Here is an 18,270-nt window from a genome sequence, read left to right as displayed (position 1 = left end):
GCTTACAAATCAATGGCATTAGAACTAATTCGCGCAGTCGAACAAGCAGATTCTTCCGAAGGCTTGTTAAACGCAGTCAAAGCACTGGCGGCGGCTGAGTCAAAAGAAGCAATTCCTACCTTAATTACAGTCCTCGGCTACAACAACCCAGGCGCCGCTGTGGCCGCCGTTGACGGGCTGATTCAACTCGGAGAACCCGCCGTGCTGCCGCTTCTCGAACAGCTTGACGGCTACAATTACGGAGCGAGAGCTTGGGCTGTTCGGGCTTTGGCGGGAATTGGCGACCCCAGAGGTTTAGAGATTTTGCTCGATGCTGCAGCGAATGACTTTGCTTTGAGCGTGCGGCGGGCGGCGGCTAGGGGTTTGGGGACGATTTGCTGGGAACTGATGCCAGCAGAACAAGTTTTAGATGCTCAAAGAAGCGCAGTAAAAACGCTGCTGCAAGCGTCCCAAGACCCGGAATGGGTGGTTCGCTACGCAGCGGCGGGGGGTTTACAAGCCTTGGCTGGTGCTGCGACTGTTAAACCGGATTGGTTAGCCGAAATTTCGGCAAAACTTGAGGAAATAGCCCAAAGCGATGAAACTTTGGTAGTTAGGGCTCGGGCTTTGCTTGCTCAGAAAAATTTGTCACCGGGCTAGGGTTTGGGCGATCATCTCTTCCAAGTCCCCTTGACTGAGAGTGGTTAATATAAAGACTTCTTGTACGGTTTTGCCCTGTCTGGCAATTATTTTAAATCCCCCGCGGATGGGTACTGACACTCTTAATGTCATGCGGGGGATGTGTCCTTTAACTTTGTTGATGACACCTGGGGTAACGGTGTGAATGCCCATTTTTAGGGTGAGGCGCTCTAAAATTGGTATCAAACCGGGAAGGTGGGTAGAGTGATTCCAAACTAGGCGGCCTTTGGGTTGTGGGTTCATTACTTTTTAACCAAATTCAACATACCCAGTCTAAGCCACCCTCTGGCCGAACCAATTTGAAATTCCCTCAATTTATGTATCAATAACCTTACTGTACGTGTCATTGCAAGCAAAGCGACGCAATCTCAAACCGAGATTTTTGATTCCAGGCGCGCAAGCTGAGATTTGATGGCGCAGAATTGTCCTGTACTTTTTGATGTTTTGGGTTGGTAACTGTCGGTTTTTCTAGTTGAGTTGCGATCGCCCCGAGCATTTCTCTGACGCTGCAAGGTTTCTTGAGATAGCCGTCTGCTTTGAGTTCCAGGGCTTTTTCCATTTCTGAACCTGTCATAAAAATAAACGGAATGCTGGCGGTGGCAGGGTATGATCGCAAAATCGCGAAAACTTCCAAACCGTTGAGTTCCGGCATCATCACATCAGACAAGATTAAATCGGGAATTTGGGCGATCGCGGTTTCGATACCGACTTGTCCGTTTTCCGCGCCTACAGCTTCAAAACCTCGTGATTCTAGAAGTTCTAATACAGTTTCTCGGATTAAGTTATTGTCTTCAATTACTAATATCTTTGGCATTTGTTTTAGTTGACTCTTGACTGTGTTTGTATTTCTATGTGATAATTTTGGCAGGTAACTTTTAATAAATTCAATAGGGTTATTGCAAAAAACCGCTTTTTACGCGTCAGCGTGCGATCGCCACTACGTGCAGTATCTCAGAAATCCGCCGCAAAGCTTGAGCGCGCAACTCCAAAAGTTACTATTCACAAATTTTGGGCGATCGGGTAAAATGCAGCTCAGTGTATCGCTATTAAGTTAGGAGAGACCTATGTCGGAATTTTTAGACTTTCTCAGACATCAGTTTGCTTACATTGCCATTGGCGAATTTAAACCAGGAAAATTCAAAGAAGCAGAAGAACTTTTTGCCAAAGCCGTGGCAACTTATGCTACAGGTTTTAAGGGAGCATACCTGCTGCAATTGCCCAATACAGACAAAGGTATTGCGATCATTTTTTGGGAAAGCGTGGAAGAAATGGCCGCCAATCAAAGCGAAGCTTATCAGGAAATATTGAAGCAGATGACGCCTTTATTTGCTAAAATTCCCGACACTGATGTTTATGAAATCGTCAGTGAAATTAAGCCGAAAAGTGAATGATTAAAAATTATGCAACCGGCGCGTCATTCCCATTCCCATCGGCGTTTTTCGCCCAACTCCGCTGTAAAGGGCAAAATCTGCTAAAGCATTAATTTGCTTGATAGTAACGGGATCAACATCTCCCATAATTCGGTAAGTAATATCGCCGACGCAGCCAATAAATTTACTGCGAGAATCCGTACTAACTTCTGTGCAGATATCGAAGAAACTAGGGAAAATAGATTCTATGAAATTAGGTTCGATCGCCCTATTGCTGTACTTGTTCCAGCGATTCGCCAAACTGCCAAAAATACTCTCTCTAGTTGGCATAGCACTGTCGTAAACACCTTGCCGAAAATTAGTAGGAGTGCAAAAACTAAAAGCAATTTGGCGCTGTGTTTCCGAAGCGCGATCGAACAATTCGGCGTAACTGCAAAAATTGACCCAAGGCTGGTTTGATTGCGGTTCGCTCAAAATATTGGTAATGTACAAGTCTGTAGGGCCCAGATGCCAATGGCGGTCAAAATTTAGTTGCTGCCAAAGTTCAGTTAGCCGATCGAACAAACCGTCATCCAGCAGAGAAATTCGCCACCAAATCGCTGTATTTTCGCGAATTGCTTGCTTTTGTTCCCACTGTAGCGCCGGGAAAGTTGGGAGCGCAACCGCAGGCAAAACTCTCTTTTGTGTCGGCGCAGTGCTGCTTTTGGCAACCTCTTTTCTGCTTACTTGGAAGGGGCTTAATGTGAAAGCTTTTTCATTCGATTGGTCGTGCAGGTACGCGCTCAAATCGCTGTCTACAGCACTCACAAGGTTGAGAAATAATGCGTGAAGATGCCGTCCCGTTAAAAATTGGGATGGAATGGGCGCAACGGGCAGCAAGTTTAAAACGAGGCTGTGGGGCATTTTAAAATTAGATATTTTGTCTGTATATCTGTTGGGTTACTATTAATATTACAGTTAAGTTGTAATTTATAATATTTCTAATGATTATTCCTACAATACATTTTTGGGCTTGTTGACAAGAGTTCTTGATCCGTGCTGGTGCGTCGCTATCAAATTGTCCATTTTTTGGCAAAAATTTATTGTAGGCGACACACCCTACGGCTGATATTAATGAATTAGGCGATCGTAATTTCGGACGACAAATAAACGTCTTGAATGGCGTGGAACAATTTTACACCTTCTTCAAAGGGACGCTGAAAAGTTTTGCGGCCGGAAATTAAGCCGCAGCCACCAGCGCGTTTGTTGATTACTGCGGTGCGAATGGCTTCGGCAAAATCGTTTTTTCCTGAAGCACCGCCAGAGTTGATTAAACCCATTCTTCCCGCATAACAGTTGAGCACTTGATAGCGTGTTAGATCGATCGCATGATCCGTTGTCAATTCCGAATACACACGGCTGTTGGTTTTGCCGTAACTCTCGCCGGCGGCTTTAGCAACTGCTCCGTAACCGTTGTTACATTCGGGCAATTTCTGCTTGATAATGTCAGCTTGAATTGTCACCCCCAAGTGATTTGCTTGACCTGTTAAATCCGCTGCTAAGTGATAATCTTTGTCTTGCTTGAAGATATCGTTGCGGAGATAGCACCACAGAATTGTTGCCATTCCGTATTCGTGAGCGTGGGCAAAAGCTTGACTAACTTCTTGGATTTGCCGCGTCGATTCCGGCGAACCAAAATAAATTGTGGCTCCGACTGCAACGGCTCCTAAATTCCAAGCTTGTTCGACTGATGCAAACATTATTTGGTCGTATTGATTGGGATAAGTCAGCAATTCGTTGTGATTGAGCTTGAGAATGAAAGGGATTTTGTGCGCGTATTTGCGAGAGACGCTTCCCAAAACTCCCAGGGTTGTCGCAACGGCGTTGCATCCTGCGGAGAGTGCTAGTCTGATGATGTTTTCGCTGTCAAAATAGATGGGATTTGGTGCAAAAGAAGCGCCCGCCGAGTGTTCGATTCCTTGGTCTACTGGTAGGATCGATAAATAGCCAGTATTTGCCAAGCGTCCGCTAGAATAAAGTTGCTGGAGCGATCGCAAGACTTGAGAAGAGCGATCGGTTTGAGCAAAAATGCGATCGACCCAATCCGGGCCTGGCAGGTGCAACAAATCTTTAGAAACTTTCGCTTGATGGGTGAGCAAGTCTTCGGCTTCGTCGCCCAGCAAAGATGCGATCGAACTGGGAACTGATAGTGTAGCTGTCATGCAGATTTCCCTCTCAATTTCAATTGCAGGCTGATGATTGCAGATATTAGCCTTGCTGATATTGTAGCAAATAATTCATATTTTCGATCCAGGCAATTATCAGCCAAGTTTTTAATAAGATTAGAGACAACAGCAGCGGGACGCGCTACTCTAGAATAAGCTGGCAGTTCCGCAGCAGCGAAAACACCAGCGATCGCCTATCGACACACAACTCTGCCATCACAATGTCACACACTTACTTTGATTCTGAAAACGCTCACAAATCCTTCGAGATGCCCGGTGCCAGACCCCACTACAACCCCGATCGCCCCGGACAAGTAGAGCATATTTTCCTCGATTTAGTGCTGGATATTCCCAAACAAAGTTTTCGCGGCACTTGCAGCATCCGCATAAATCCAGTCCGCAGCGGTATTGACAAATTAACCTTAGATGCGGTAAATCTCAATATTAAATCGGTAAAAATTGGCGAAACCGAGCAAAATTTCGACAGCGACGGCGAAGTGCTGGAAATTCAACTGCACGAACCAACAGTAGCTTACGAACCAATTACAATTGCGATCGCATACTCGGTCGAAAAACCCCAGCGCGGCCTCTATTTCGTCGGCCCAGACAAACACTATCCCGACAAACCAACCCAAGTTTGGACTCAAGGCGAAGACGAAGATTCCCGCTTCTGGTTTCCCTGTTTCGACTATCCCGGACAACTTGCAACTTCCGAAATTAGAGTGCAAGTTCCGAAACAACTTTTTGCAATATCTAACGGCGAATTAATTAGCACAAAAAATGAGGGCGACGATAAGATTTATCACTGGTCGCAAACCCAGATCCACCCAACTTATTTAATGACCTTAGCCGTCGGAGATTTTGCCGAAATCAAAGACGAATGGAACGGCAAACCAGTTAATTATTACGTCGAAAAAGGCCGCGAAGCCGACGGTAAGCGCAGCATGGGCAAAACGCCCAAAATGATTGAATTTTTCTCTAAAGCATTTGGCTATCCTTACCCTTTTCCTAAATATGCTCAAGTCTGCGTCGATGATTTCATCTTCGGCGGCATGGAAAATACTTCGACAACTTTGCTAACAGATAGGTGCTTGATAGATGAACGCGCTAGCCTCGACAATCGCGCTACAGAAAGCTTAGTTGCTCACGAATTAGCTCACCAGTGGTTCGGTGATTTAGTAGTAATTAAACATTGGTCTCATGCTTGGCTGAAAGAAGGTATGGCTTCTTATTGCGAGGTGCTATGGACTAACGAAGAATACGGCAAAGAAGACGCGGCTTATTATATGTTAGGTGAAGCCCGCAATTATTTAGCTGAAGACAGTTCTCGCTACCGCCGCCCGATTGTTACTCACGTTTACCGCGAAGCGATCGAATTGTACGATCGCCATTTGTACGAAAAAGGCGCTTGCGTGTATCACATGATTCATGCCGAGTTAGGCGACGAGCTATTTTACAAAGCAATTCACACTTTTGTGCGGGATAACGCTCACCAAACTGTAGAAACGATCGATTTGCTCAGGGCGATCGAAAAGGCGACCGGCCGCAATTTAATGTTTTTGTTCGATCAGTACGTTTATCGCGGCGGTCATCCAGATTATAAGGTTGCTTATTCCTGGGACGGCGATAGCAAATTAGCCAAAGTGACTGTAACACAAACTCAGATAAAAGATAGCAAAAATGGCAATGGCAACAGCAAAGATGTCTTTGACCTAAAAATTCCGATCGGCTTCGGTTATAAGCCAGAACAAGATGCAGAAGATCGAAGTTCTCTAAACCTAAAAACTTTCACCGTCCGAGTCTATGAACGTGAGCAAAGTTTCTATTTCCCCCTCGAAGAGAAGCCCGCATTTGTTAGTTTTGATGTCGGAAATAAATACTTAAAAACCGTTGTTTTAGAGTATGGAGTCGCCGAATTAAAAGCTCAGTTGCAGTTCGATCCAGACCCGGTTTCCCGGATTTATGCCGCCCAAGCTTTGGCGAAAAAGGGAGGATTAGAAGCTGTTAAAACGTTGTCAGATGTTCTCAAAAAAGAGCAATTTTGGGCAGTGCGGGCAGAAGTTGCAGGTGAGTTAGTTGAAATTAAACTCGACCAAGCTTTTGATGGTTTAGCAACTGGTTTGAAGGATAAAGATGCTAGGGTTCGCCGCGCTGTGGTGAATGCGTTGGGTAAAATCAAGACTCATGAGACTTATAAGGCGCTGAGGGCGATCGTCGAAAAAGGCGACGACAGCTATTATGTAGAAGCGGCCGCAGCTAGTGCTATGGGCTCGATCGCAGGGGCGAATCCCGACGAAAAACCGACGGACGAACAGGTACTCAAAGAGTTAAAATTGGTTTTGAAAGAGCGTCAGGGCTGGAATGAGGTTGTGCGATCGGGTGCTATTGCCGGTTTGGCGCAAATGAAAACTTCTGAAGATGCGCTGAATCTAATTTTGAAATATACAGCCATCGGTACTCCGCAAGCTTTGCGATTAGCTGCAATTCGTTCTTTGGGGACAATTTCTACAGGTCAAACTAAGCTTAATTTAGAACGAATTTTGCACCGATTGGCAGAATTATCTAAAGAGACGTTTTTCTTGACTCAAGTATCTGTGGTAGTGGCTTTAGGACAGATGGAAACTCGCAAAGCCATTCGGATTTTGCGTTCTTTAGCTGACCAAACTCCCGACGGCCGCGTCCGTATGATGGCTGATGAAGCTGTGCAAAGAGTGCAGAAAAATGTCGGTTCCGATGCAGCGGTGAAGCAGTTGCGGGAGGAGTTAGACCAGGTGAAGAAGGAGAATCAAGATTTGAGGAGTCGGATGGAAAATTTGGAGGCTAAGGCGAAGAAAGATTAGAGTAAAAACCGCATACCGGCGCAGATAGAGGCAGATTTGGGCGATCGGCTTTTATCTGCGCGCGAGTATTACAATATTATTTTCCAGCTGCAGTGCATCTACATTTGCTACTTTCAACAGAGGGAAAGCGAAATATGTCTGTTCTCTACTATGTTGTTGTCTCAAATGGTGAATTATCTAGAATCAGGCGTGCAGTTTTTATTGTTTAGTTGGCAACTATTAATCGGACTTATGCACGGGTGGCGAGAAACCGGGTTTTTTTACGAAAATCCTGCGCTGTAGCCCGGAGATTCGGCAAAAAACCCGGTTTCTTTAGTTAATCGGAGTTACGCACGGGTGGTGAGAAACTGGGTTTTTTTACGAAAATCCTGCGCTGTAGCCCGGAGATTCGGTAAATAATCCGGTTTCTTTAGTCCTATGCGTCAGTCCTATATTAATCTAGTTGCAGGAGCTTTTGCACCCAGAAATATTGCAAAAATTATGAGTATAACCGCTGTATTGATAGAACAATCGGGAGTAATTCCCTACCGCATTCAAGACGGACAAATTGAAGTAATGGTGATTACTTCTTCAACCGGTAAGCGCTGGGTGATTCCCAAAGGGTTAATTGAACCTGACATGACTCCCCAAGATTCCGCCGCCAAGGAAGCTTGGGAAGAAGCAGGTTTGTTGGGTCAAGTGTTCCCGGATTTGCTGGGAACTTACGAATATCAAAAGTCTGGCTATACTTGTCAGGTAGAAGTATTTTTAATGCAAGTGCAAGCAGTTCTAGAAAATTGGCCGGAAGCTAGCAAGAGAAAGCGGCAGTGGGTAAGTATTCCTAAAGCAATTAAGCGGGTTAATGAACCGGAACTCAAACTCATTTTGGGTGATTTGCCGCATCGGTTCTGGTGAAGAGTCATGGGTAAGGGCGGGTTGACCAATACTTTGGTTTTCAACCATAAATTCGGGTGAACTCGCTAAAAGAACAACATGACTGAAGACTATATTCTGTAAGATTCTGGAGATGCGATCGCCATGCCATCTCCTAAGATGACCAACCTTAACCCGATTAAAATTCTTTCCCTCAATGACTTGCGCGACAACAAGCCCGAACGTCTAGGCCGGTCACTCACCTTCGGAGCCATCTGTGCAGATGCAGCCGCCGTTTGTCTCGACGATGGAGGACACTCTCATTGCTGATGAACTGCGTGACCTGCTTATAGAAGAAATTTACTCGCAGCGCCAAGCGATTGGAGCTTAATTTATTTAGGCGTTAGCGGAGAGGAAAGGAATGCTTTCGGCTAAGTTGTCCTTAACTTCAATGCCCTGTTTTTTCGCCCAAAACTGACTCAAAAAGTGAATTTGCCGCAAACCGACAATTAAATTTAAACCTGGTACAAACATCCACCAAACAGTTAGCGGTTCTTTGATTCCCTCTTGGCGATACAATTCGTTAACTGTGTTGTAAAGTTTGAACTGCACGATGTAAATCCAAGCAATTCCCACGAAGGAAAACCAACCAAACCATCCGGGAACGTCGGGATCGAATATCCGCAAAGCTTGGGGAATGGCTACTCCTAAAACAAAGGGCAATAAGCAAAGTGTCCCCGACCAACTCTTGCCGTTATAACTCCGCAATTCTTCTTGAATAATCCATTTGTACCAGCCGTAATATAGTAGCAAGCTGACTCCCGACCGCAAAATTACTTGCCACAAAATTCGTGGCTTTCCTAAGAGTTTTTCGGACATTTTTTAGATGTAAGATATGAATGGCTTTATTGATTATATTAACATTTGTTAATTATTGCAAAATTGCTTCTCTGATCGATCGCGCGGTTGCAGGGGCCAGCAGCACACCGTTGCGATAGTGGCCGCTAGCGATCAGAACGTGGCTGTTACCGGGAAGCGCCTCGATAATTGGGGCGGGCCGCCCTTCCGGGCGCGGGCGCAATCCCGACCATTGCTTGATAATTTCAGCTTCTGCTAAGGCCGGACAAAGTGCGATCGCCCTTGCCATCACTTCATCCAACATATCAGCATTCGCCTGAACTTCCCCGCCATTTTCCGAAAACTCCACCGTCGCCCCCACCCAATATTCTTGATTTGCCAAAGGCACAATGTGAACGTCATCACAAGTAATTACTGGCGCAAAATCAGGGTTTCCTAGAGGATTTTTTGACCGCAAATGCAGCGCTTGTCCCAACACCGGGCGAATGTCAACCAACTGATTTAACGATGCAGTGACAGCAGCAGAACCCAAACCAGCCGACACAATTAGGCGATTGAACTCGCCACTAGCAGCAATCGCGGCCCCTTCAACTTCCACCCCAAACTCAAAAATCACTCCATTGCGTTCCGCAGCATCCACCAAAGCCAGAGTTAGCGCGATCGGATCGACTTGCCGGTCTTGAGGTGAATAAATTGCTGCAATAATCTGATCATTTAAATAAAGATGAGGGCAAAACTCGCGCACTCGTTCCACATCCCAAAGTTCCAATTTCCAACCTTGAGACTCGCGAATTGCGATCAACTTTTCCCACTTACTTAAATCCTCTCCCTCCGAACACAGCATTAAAATTCCCTGTTTGTTAAACGGAATTTTCCGCCCCGTAACTGCTTCCAATTCAGGAATCAAAGTTTCGTAGCGCTGAAGGCTGGTTTCCCTCAATTTCCAACTTCTGCCCTTAGTTTTGTGACTGATCACTCCCATCAAAACGCCGAGGGCTGCACCAGTAGAACCTTGTGCCGGCTGCTGTTTGTCGAATACAGTGACTTTTAGTTCGGGGGATTTACTTAGTTCAAAGGCGATGGAAGCCCCAATAATACCGCAACCAATAATTGCAACGCGAATCATTCAATTTTAGATTTTAGATTTTAGATTTTATAAAAGAAGAAGACCGGGCGGTTGAAACCACGTCTATACAAACAAAACCCGCCGACGCGGGTTGAAGAACGGGCAGTAAAAATTAAGTTTTACTTTATTTTCTTCAGTCCGCGAAGGCAGACTTCGTTTTTGTAGGTGCGGTTTCAACCGCCGTCTTATCTAAAGTGATTAAGCTTTAGGAATTAGCTGCAAGAAGGTATCGAAATCATTGACAGCTTTTTGATAGCTGGCCGTGACTTTTGCATAGTCAAGCCCTTTAGCAGCAAGATCAATGTTAACCAACTCGGTAAACAAACTCTTAGTTAAATCAACAGCTTGTTGTTGAGAACTAGGCAACAAACTCGCAGAGACGGTTTTCATGGTGTTCCGCAAGTCGCCTAGAGGCCCGTGAATGTAAGTTCTGGTATCAATCCAATTCCGTTTTTGAATTAGGGTTCCCAGTTTATCCATGCGCGATCGGAACTCTGTCAGGCTAGGAACATAGCGCTGAATTTGCTGGGTCTGGGCTGCTGTGTAAGTCGTTGGAACTTTTGCTTCGACACTGCTGCAACTAACCAGAAATGCCATCAAAAACGCCATCATCAAGGCAAAAAATGAACGGGGACGAGTCATATCGATTTTAGATTTTAGATTTTAGATTTCTCGTTCTCAGGAAGAGGCTGGGAATGCAGCTCGGCGAGGAGCTGGTTCACTGACCTAGCACCGAGGGTTATGTACAAAATATTATTTTACCTCCTGGCGGCGCAGAAAAGTGATCACAGCATTGCCAACTTTTTCTGACCAATGTTCTTGAGGATAATGCCCCGCTTGTTCCAGTGTGACTAACTCTGCATTTTGCAGGGAACCGACTAGCTTTTGAACTGGTTCAACACTCAGCCAAGGATCTGTCAAACCCCAGACAAATAAAGTTGGTCGAGTCCATCCTTTCAAGCCGGATTCAATTTCTGCCATTGACTGCGGCAATTGAATATTGCGGACTGTATTCATCAGCGATCGACCTGCATCCGAACTCTTCAAAAACGGGCGACGGTAAACATCTAAATCCTTGTCTGATATTGTCTGGCGGCTGCCACCTTCGAGAGTTCTGTCAACCAAAAGCGGGTCTTGCGTCATCATGTCGCCAATAAAAGGCAGCCCCAACTGCTGCATTTTCCAAGGCAATTTTATATCTGCTGAAACTGGTGTATTTATGATGGCTAGACGCTCAATTTTATCGGGATTGCGTAAAGCGTATTGAATGCCGGCTGAAGCTAAAAATCCTTGGACAACGAGGTAAAATCGGTCTAATTCTATAGCTTGAATAAAGCCAGCGAGGGCATCAACAAAAGCATCGGGAGTGTAGGCAAAGTCGCGCTTGTCTGGTTTTGTCGATCGCCCGTAGCCCACCCAATCCGGCGCGATCGATCTAAATCCCTGTGCCGCCAAATCCGGCATCATTACAGTCCAGGTAAAACTCTGGGACGGCAAACCGTGCAGCAGCAGTACGGGCGGTTTCTCAGTTTGGTTAACCGGATTTGTTTCCCGATAAAACCATTGCAGCGGGCCTACTTCAACTATTTTCTCATCAATTGACATTATTTTACTTGTTATTTATCAAAGAATAAGGCGGGTATTCCCCGCCCTACTTACCTAATAGTTGGGTGTGCACAGAGCACACATTAGTATCAACTTAAGCCTCCAAACTTTTGTATCTCAGCTTTGTATCGAAGTCTCGATCCCCCTAAATCCCCCTTAAAAAGGGGGACTTTGATAAGACTCTTGTTCCCCCCTTCTTAAGGGGGGTTAGGGGGATCGAGGCCTAATCGTCAGACCGTAGTCTGGCACTACATAAGAGGTTAAGTTGATACTAATGACAGAGCACCTTACCCAACTAATCAAAGTCCCGCTTAGAAATTCATTTCAGCAGCTTGAACTTTTTCGACCTGTTTCTTCTTGAGAACCAGCATGATTTGAGCCAGCATGGTTATAGCCACGAAAGCCATCAATCCTTTAACTCTACCTGCACTTTGCAGCACAATTTCCACATCTTTTTGACCAAAGCCACCCACATTAGGATTGCTCGTCAAAAGTTCGCCGGCTGCAACGGTTTGTCCTTCGGTAACAATCAGTTCTGGGCCTGCTGGAATCGTATCAACAACCGCTGCACCTTCTGCCGGTTGAATTGTCACTTCATAACCGCCAGCTTCCGGTTGAGCAATCTTAGAAATGCTGCCAGCTACCGAAGCATTGTAAACAGTATTATTGCTCTTTTCGCCAGTAGGATAAACCTGACCGCGGCCGCGGTTGCCACCAACATAAATTTGGTATTTGCCGTAGTGAACCGACTTGTCAGTTTCCGGATTCGGCGACAAAACTGGGAATACCAATTCTTTGTACTGTTCTCCCGGTACTGGGCCCACTAAAACAATATTTTCTTGGGTTTCGCTGTAAGGTTGGAAGTAAAGATCGCCGACTTTTTCCTTCATTTCTTCAGGAATTCTGTCAGCGGGAGCAATCTTGAAACCTTCGGGCAACATCACGACTGCGCCGACATTCAAGCCGCCTTTGCTGCCGTCGCCGACAACTTGCTGCACGTTAGTATCGTAGGGAATCTTGACAATAGCTTCAAACACCGTATCTGGCAAAATAGATTGCGGTACTTCAACTTCAGTCACTTTTGCACCGAGGTGACAGTTAGCACAAACAATGCGACCTGTTGCTTCGCGGGGAGTAGCGGGTGCTGTTTGCTGGGCCCAGAAAGGGTAAGCAAATGCTGCTTGGGGAAGTGCGATGTCGCTGGTGAGGAAAAATCCTGCGGCTGCGATCGCAATTAAGGCTGTTTTCGCGATCGTCCTGGCACTGCGGCGAAATATCGCAGATAAATTAGTTTGTGGCATTAGAGTATTCAATCTCAAAGGTCAGACAATTTAGTCATTGGTCATTAGTCATTGGTCATTAGTTATTGGTCATTGGTCATTGGTCATTGGTCATTGATCATTAGTTATTGGTTATTGGTTATTGGTTATTTGTTATTGGTTATTGGTTATTTGTTATTGGAACTAACTACTAACTACTAACCACTAACGAGTAACGAGTAACGAGTAACGACTGGCTACTAACTACTGACTGCTGACTGCTGACTGCTGACTAATGACGAACAACTAAGACCACCAAGGTGCTTCGCCGGTGCGGAAATCTGTTTCTTTCCAAGTTGTAAAAGCGATCTTGTCATCTGCGACAGTGGCGTGGGCCAGGGCCAGAGACAAAGGCGCGGGGCCGCGTACCACTTTGCCCTCATTGTTGTATTGAGAACCGTGGCAAGGACAGATAAACTTGTTTTCGCTAACATTCCAAGGCACGACGCAACCCAAGTGAGTGCAAACTGCATTGATGCCGTAGTCGGCGAGAGATAAGTCTTCTTTCACCACAAGATAGGTGGGGTCGCCTTTGAGGCCTTGGGCTAAGGTACGATCGCCCGCAGGGTGCGAAGTCAAATATTCGCTAACGATGATGTCGTTACCCAAAGCATCTTTAGCTGTCACTCCGCCGCCAACTGCCCCACTCGACGGAGGAACAAAATATTGGACAACGGGATAGAGTGCGCCCAGTGCCACACCTGTGACTGTACCGAACGTCAGCAAATTCATAAATTGGCGACGCCCCATATCGGGAACATCGGGATTTCCAGCAGAAGATTGAGCCATGACCTGCCTTTACGGTTTTAAGTTACGTTTGTTTGTTAGCTGTTAGCGAACCTGTACGTGCAGACAACTGGGATAATTGCCGTTAATCTGCTAGCACAAATTTCAGGCCGCGAAAATTCCTTTTAAGAATGCGCCTTCCAGCCTTTATTAGAGTATTATTACATTTTTTGAACTTTGTCTTTTATTGTTTAATGGATTAACTCAGGAGCAACCATGACGGGCAAGGATTTACACCAGCTACTGCTAGAAAAATGGGGAAAGTCTTACGATATCAGATTGCGGCGAACGCGGGGCAAGATTTTTGTGCAAGTTATGTGGAAATATCTAGAACAGGTGTCTTTTCCGATGACGGAGGCTGATTATTTCGAGCATTTGGATGCGGTGGCCAATTACCTTAACGGCTGGGGCAGCACGGCACAGGTGAGAGAATTTATCGTAACTACTCGCGATCGCCCGCGCTTGGGTAAAGCTGTCAGCGTTCCCCTAGATTTGGGTGAAAGAGCCTCGGAGTGGTTGCTAGACGAGTTTTGAGTCCGTTGTCCGTTGTCAGTTGTCCGTTGATAGTTGTCCGTTGTCCGTTGCTCATCTCGTGGCGTGTAAAGTTTTATGTCTAACCGGGACTCAATTTTTCGGGTTCAAAGTCCCAAGCATCGTGATGCGAAGCTGTTAACAGAGATACAGGCGGTAAAAAATCAAGCTATCGCCCAACTAATTTCCGCAGTTTTTTTGATTCAAACTCTTGTATTGCAGGCTTTCCGGCGTACCATACCGTAGGATGGAAGTGCGACAACAACCTTTGGGGCTGCTTAATTTAGGGCGATCGGACTTCTAGCTTACCAAAATCATCGGAACCAATTTCTGTCAACAATTTCACATACAATGAGGTTCAGATATCTTGTGAAATTTAGGAGAATGTTGTAATGGGTGTTGCACTGGGAATGGTTGAAGTCTTAGGATTTCCCGCTGCAGTAGAAGTTGCGGACTCAATGGTGAAAGCAGCCAGTGTTACTTTAGTTCGCTATGAGAAAATAACCCGCGCCTACTGGACAATTATAGTGCGAGGAGATGTTTCTGAAGTGCAAGCAGCAGTGGCTGCTGGAATTGAATCAGTTAAAAAGGTCGATGGCGGAAAGTTGCTATCGTATCACATAATTGCTCGTCCCCACGAGAATCTCGATTACATTTTGCCGATCGGCTACACTCCTGAAGTCGAACAGTTCCGAATGTAGTCAAAGTTTTGACAAAACTTTGGTGTTGAATTTTAACTTTTAGTAATTATAGAGGCGCGGGCGATCGCATCTCTATATTTTTTTAATGGCGAGTCGATATATTTTTGTGCTGTGTTTATCTGCGGTATATTTTGCCGAAGCAGCAGGCAGAATAATTTGGAATTATTAACCGCAGATTAACGTAGTTCGACGCAGATTATACAATCACCCAGTAATCAAATCACTGGCAGTTATTGTGATCTGAACTCCCTTCAAAATTCCGATGATTTGGCCATTCTGACGAATCTCGGTATCTGAACCATTAATCACAGACTCAGAAATTATGTCTGCAAACGGAGCGCGAGAACGTACCAAAAGTTTATCTTCACCTTGCTTGAAGTCAGCAATAGTATCAATTCCCAAACCCCTCCAAAGCCTAAACTTGTCAGCCCCCCTGCCACCAACCAGATAGTCATCACCGCTCAAGCCAAATAATAAGTCGTCGCCCGCCCCCCCAATCAGCGTTTCGCTGCCGTCTCCACCCAGGAGAGTATCGTTATACCTAGACCCTATCGCTACTTCGATGCCGGAGAGCGAGTCTATGCCGCCCTGCCCGTCGGAAGCCCGACCTAACCCAGACCCGTCACCGACAGCCCCCAACTGGAGATAGACGCCAGTTCCTCCAAAACTGTAAGATACTGTGTCGATGCCATCCTCGCCATTGAGCAAGTCATTGCCAGCAAGACCCGACAAAGAGTCATTACCGCGCCCGCCCAAGAGCGTTTCATTGTCGCTCCCACCCACTAAGGTGTCGTCTCCCTTAGAACCGATAACGACTTCAATGCCCGAAAGCGAGTCTACAAAGTCTGATAATTGAGAACTAGAACGTAGCCCGCCGACAATGATATCAAAGCGCCCAGTAGCCCTGCCTAACCCAGAACCGTCGCCGACTTCGCCTAACTGAAGATTGATAGATCTTATGTGCTGATCGCTGTAAAATACTGTGTCGATGCCATCGCCGCCATTGAGCAAGTCATTGCCGCCACCACCCCACAAAGAGTCACTGCCATTCCCGCCATCAAGTGAGTCACTGCCATTCCCGCCATCAAGTGAGTCACTGCCATTCCCGCCATCAAGTGAGTCACTGCCATCCCTGCCATTAAGTGAGTCACTGCCATCCCCGCCATCAAGTGAGTCACTGCCATTGCCATCCCCGCCATCGAGATCATCACTGCCATCCCCGCCAGCCAGATAGTCATTGCCATCCCAGCCATTGAGATAGTCATTGCCAACCCCGCCAGCCAGATAGTCCTCACCAGCCCAGCCATTGAGATAGTCATCACCAACCCCGCCATTGAGATAGTCATCACCAACCCCGGCATCGAGATAGTCATTGCCATCCCCGGCATCGAGATAGTCATTGCCATCCCCGGCATCGAGATAGTCACTGCCATCCTCGCCATTAAGTGAGTCATTGCCAGTCCCACCATTAAGTGAGTCACTGCCAGTCGCGCCATAGAGCAAGTCATTGCCAGTCCCACCATAAAGGCAGTCACGACCAACTCCGCCATAGAGAGTGTCATCGCCCTTCAAGCCAGAGAGAGTGTCATTTCCTGCCAGGCCATAGATGATGTCATTAGCCGGGCGGGGAAAAAAGGGCAGCTGGACGGGGAATAAGTTGTCAGGGCCCGAAGTGCCAGTTATTGTTGCCATATAATTAATTTCCGATTGAGATTAAGAAACTGAAACCGTCAAAAAGGTCAAAATCTATACTGTGGATTTTTCCAGTGAACTTACTAAAAAATCCACCCACAAAACCAACAAGTCTCCTATCTTAGGCAGCCAGGAAACTCAAAAGATATAGCTAGACTTCAGTGAGCCAGGTTGACTCTCTTGCTGAAGTTTTACGTTCATGTTCAGTAATTTCACTGTGTTGGTATGTTATCTCTCGATCGAATACTCAGGATCGGCTCGTGTCAAATCTTCATGTAAACCTTAAAAACTACATTATTAAAATAACTTATGATTGCCAGCCCATCGCCTAAAAAATAGTGTGAATTAAGGCACAAAACCTTGACCCCAGACATCTAACACTAAACTTTGCTAATGTGAATTTTATATTTTATATTAAATACTTATCAAACAGATACTAAATCAGCAAAGATTATCAGATAAAACAATCAACTTACTCAAATAGCTGAGAACCTTAGCTTTATACAATGTTTATAAACTTACTTAAGTAAATAGGGAATTCGCCCTCAAAATAGCTGAAGCAATGTTTTTAAGATAAGTTGACAACAATCCCAATCTCGGCTAAAAATAGCAGACAAATTTAAAATTCCGATGTTCGGTAACTTTTACATTGTCTGCTATTCTTAATTCTCATCGTCCTAAAAGCTTCACCAAACCAACGCCGCCAAAATACAAGCTCAGCACCGCACCTCCTAAAAGACTTTGCGTTAAAGGGTCAGTAGAAGGCGTTAAAACCGCTCCCAAAACTGCGGCTCCTAAGACTACATACCGCCAGCCGGAGAGCATTTGGTTAGAAGAAACTATGCCCAAAACGCCGAGCAATACTTGGACGATCGGGATTTGAAAAGCTAAGCCTGTGCTGAACATTAACAACAGCACAAATTTAAAGTATTTGTCGATCGACCATAATTGCTCTACAACATCCGCCCCGTAGGTAACAAAGAAGTTCAACGCCGCCGGAATCAGAGCGATATAAGCAAATACTAACCCGCCCAAAAAGAGGAAACTAGAACCCAAAAACACGGGCCCGAGCAACCCACGTTCTTTGCGAGTCAAACCTGGTAGCACAAATAGCGCTATTTGGTAAAAAATAAACGGACTTGCAATTAGCAAACCGCAGTATCCGGCGACTTCGATCGAAACAAAGAAATACTCGCCCGGAGCTAGTTGCAAAAACTTGACTGGCCCGGCGGGTACTTCTAGCAATTGTACGATCGGCTTAACTGTCAAAAAGCAACCAACTACACCGATTGCTACGGCAATTAGCGAGTAGAAAAGTCGCTGCCGCAATTCTTCTAAATGGTCGAATAAAGACATTTCAACTTCGTCAGGAAGTTCGTCTAGAAATTCGTTTTCGAGGTTGCGGGAACCCATGAAACTGTCTGCGATTGATGCAATGCTATTTTCCGGGATAACTTTTTCGTCTTCTAAGTTATCGTCGGCGATTGGTGCAATGCTATTTTCCCGGATAACTTTTTCGTCTTCTAAGTTTTCGTCTTCTAAGTTGCTGACATCCGTGAAATCATCGGCGATTGGTGCAATGCTATTTTCCGGGCTAACTTCTTCACCTTCTAAGTTGCTGACACCTACAGAATCATCGGCGATTGGTGCAATGCTATTTTCCGGGCTAACTTCTTCACCTTCTAAGTTGCTGACACCTACAGAATCA

The 18,270-nt window shown here is 45.7% G+C and carries 19 protein-coding genes and 1 pseudogene; 7 read left to right on the top strand and 13 right to left on the bottom strand.

Annotated elements, in window-relative coordinates; genetic code table 11:
- Positions 1-12: 12 nt before the first annotated feature.
- Complete coding sequence (locus tag QUA58_RS00530) at positions 13-639, top strand: HEAT repeat domain-containing protein (protein WP_333392663.1); 627 nt, start codon at positions 13-15, stop codon at positions 637-639.
- On the opposite strand, the gene QUA58_RS00525 is transcribed toward QUA58_RS00530, so the two are convergent.
- The gene (locus tag QUA58_RS00525; protein WP_333252160.1) at positions 628-921 is read right to left on the bottom strand and encodes a DUF2103 domain-containing protein; all 294 of its coding nucleotides are present in this window, start codon (positions 919-921) and stop codon (positions 628-630) included. The two genes, QUA58_RS00530 and QUA58_RS00525, sit on opposite strands and share 12 nt — an antisense overlap.
- A gap of 100 nt (positions 922-1,021) precedes the next feature.
- On the bottom strand, positions 1,022-1,492 hold the full coding sequence (locus QUA58_RS00520) for a response regulator (RefSeq protein ID WP_333252161.1): 471 nt from the start codon (positions 1,490-1,492) through the stop codon (positions 1,022-1,024).
- Positions 1,493-1,742: 250 nt separating this feature from the next.
- Here QUA58_RS00520 and QUA58_RS00515 point away from each other — a divergent pair, with 250 nt between their 5' ends.
- Complete coding sequence (locus tag QUA58_RS00515) at positions 1,743-2,069, top strand: antibiotic biosynthesis monooxygenase (protein ID WP_106333591.1); 327 nt, start codon at positions 1,743-1,745, stop codon at positions 2,067-2,069.
- Here the strand turns inward: QUA58_RS00515 and cas6 are convergent, their stop codons facing one another.
- Both cas6 and QUA58_RS00505 read right to left on the bottom strand, forming a co-directional pair.
- Entirely contained in the window at positions 2,070-2,951 is an 882-nt protein-coding gene (gene cas6 / locus QUA58_RS00510) for a CRISPR-associated endoribonuclease Cas6 (RefSeq protein ID WP_333252162.1), read from the bottom strand. It lies immediately after the preceding gene.
- A gap of 215 nt (positions 2,952-3,166) precedes the next feature.
- Complete coding sequence (locus QUA58_RS00505; RefSeq protein WP_333252163.1) at positions 3,167-4,249, bottom strand: class I fructose-bisphosphate aldolase; 1,083 nt, start codon at positions 4,247-4,249, stop codon at positions 3,167-3,169.
- Positions 4,250-4,473: 224 nt separating this feature from the next.
- Here QUA58_RS00505 and QUA58_RS00500 point away from each other — a divergent pair, with 224 nt between their 5' ends.
- From QUA58_RS00500 to QUA58_RS00490, 3 genes are all read left to right on the top strand, one after another.
- Positions 4,474-7,092 (top strand): M1 family metallopeptidase, encoded by a 2,619-nt coding sequence (locus QUA58_RS00500; RefSeq protein WP_333392626.1) that lies wholly within the window; start codon positions 4,474-4,476, stop codon positions 7,090-7,092.
- Positions 7,093-7,572: 480 nt separating this feature from the next.
- Entirely contained in the window at positions 7,573-7,986 is a 414-nt protein-coding gene (locus QUA58_RS00495) for an NUDIX hydrolase (RefSeq protein ID WP_333392625.1), read from the top strand.
- Between the two features lie 123 nt (positions 7,987-8,109).
- On the top strand, positions 8,110-8,274 hold the full coding sequence (locus QUA58_RS00490; RefSeq protein ID WP_333392624.1) for a hypothetical protein: 165 nt from the start codon (positions 8,110-8,112) through the stop codon (positions 8,272-8,274).
- 66 nt (positions 8,275-8,340) lie between these two features.
- Here QUA58_RS00490 and QUA58_RS00485 read toward each other — a convergent pair whose 3' ends face one another.
- The 6 genes from QUA58_RS00485 to petC all read right to left on the bottom strand — a co-directional run bounded on the left by QUA58_RS00485 (position 8,341) and on the right by petC (position 13,641).
- The gene (locus QUA58_RS00485) at positions 8,341-8,823 is read right to left on the bottom strand and encodes a hypothetical protein (protein ID WP_333392623.1); all 483 of its coding nucleotides are present in this window, start codon (positions 8,821-8,823) and stop codon (positions 8,341-8,343) included.
- A 52-nt stretch (positions 8,824-8,875) separates the two neighbouring features.
- The gene (locus QUA58_RS00480; protein WP_333392622.1) at positions 8,876-9,928 is read right to left on the bottom strand and encodes an FAD-dependent oxidoreductase; all 1,053 of its coding nucleotides are present in this window, start codon (positions 9,926-9,928) and stop codon (positions 8,876-8,878) included.
- Positions 9,929-10,126: 198 nt separating this feature from the next.
- Positions 10,127-10,570 carry a photosystem II protein PsbQ gene (gene psbQ / locus QUA58_RS00475; protein ID WP_333252169.1) on the bottom strand — a complete coding sequence of 148 codons (444 nt, stop codon included), beginning with the start codon at positions 10,568-10,570 and terminating at the stop codon, positions 10,127-10,129.
- 111 nt (positions 10,571-10,681) lie between these two features.
- Positions 10,682-11,533, bottom strand: coding sequence for an alpha/beta fold hydrolase (locus tag QUA58_RS00470; RefSeq protein ID WP_333392621.1), 852 nt, complete (start codon positions 11,531-11,533; stop codon positions 10,682-10,684).
- A gap of 311 nt (positions 11,534-11,844) precedes the next feature.
- Positions 11,845-12,834, bottom strand: coding sequence for a cytochrome f (gene petA, locus QUA58_RS00465; RefSeq protein ID WP_333252171.1), 990 nt, complete (start codon positions 12,832-12,834; stop codon positions 11,845-11,847).
- A gap of 264 nt (positions 12,835-13,098) precedes the next feature.
- Entirely contained in the window at positions 13,099-13,641 is a 543-nt protein-coding gene (gene petC / locus QUA58_RS00460; protein ID WP_333252172.1) for a cytochrome b6-f complex iron-sulfur subunit, read from the bottom strand.
- A gap of 213 nt (positions 13,642-13,854) precedes the next feature.
- On the opposite strand from petC, the gene QUA58_RS00455 reads away from it, so the two are divergent.
- Positions 13,855-14,172 (top strand): DUF3067 family protein, encoded by a 318-nt coding sequence (locus QUA58_RS00455; protein ID WP_333252173.1) that lies wholly within the window; start codon positions 13,855-13,857, stop codon positions 14,170-14,172.
- A gap of 389 nt (positions 14,173-14,561) precedes the next feature.
- Positions 14,562-14,870, top strand: coding sequence for a carbon dioxide-concentrating mechanism protein CcmK (locus QUA58_RS00450; RefSeq protein WP_333252174.1), 309 nt, complete (start codon positions 14,562-14,564; stop codon positions 14,868-14,870).
- Positions 14,871-15,074: 204 nt separating this feature from the next.
- Here the strand turns inward: QUA58_RS00450 and QUA58_RS00445 are convergent, their stop codons facing one another.
- The 3 genes and pseudogenes from QUA58_RS00445 to tatC form a co-directional block, all read right to left on the bottom strand.
- Entirely contained in the window at positions 15,075-15,905 is an 831-nt protein-coding gene (locus tag QUA58_RS00445) for a calcium-binding protein (RefSeq protein ID WP_333392620.1), read from the bottom strand.
- Between the two features lie 99 nt (positions 15,906-16,004).
- A pseudogene (locus QUA58_RS00440) lies at positions 16,005-16,562 on the bottom strand (calcium-binding protein); the annotation flags it as partial.
- Between the two features lie 669 nt (positions 16,563-17,231).
- Positions 17,232-17,975: a twin-arginine translocase subunit TatC gene (gene tatC / locus QUA58_RS00435; RefSeq protein WP_333392662.1), complete on the bottom strand. Its 744-nt coding sequence runs from the start codon at positions 17,973-17,975 to the stop codon at positions 17,232-17,234.
- Positions 17,976-18,270 lie beyond the last annotated feature (295 nt).

It is taken from the genome of Microcoleus sp. N9_A1, assembly GCF_036701795.1.
Lineage (GTDB): Bacteria > Cyanobacteriota > Cyanobacteriia > Cyanobacteriales > Microcoleaceae > Microcoleus.
Note: the sequence above shows the minus strand (reverse complement) of the source record. Positions and strands in the feature narration are given on the sequence as shown.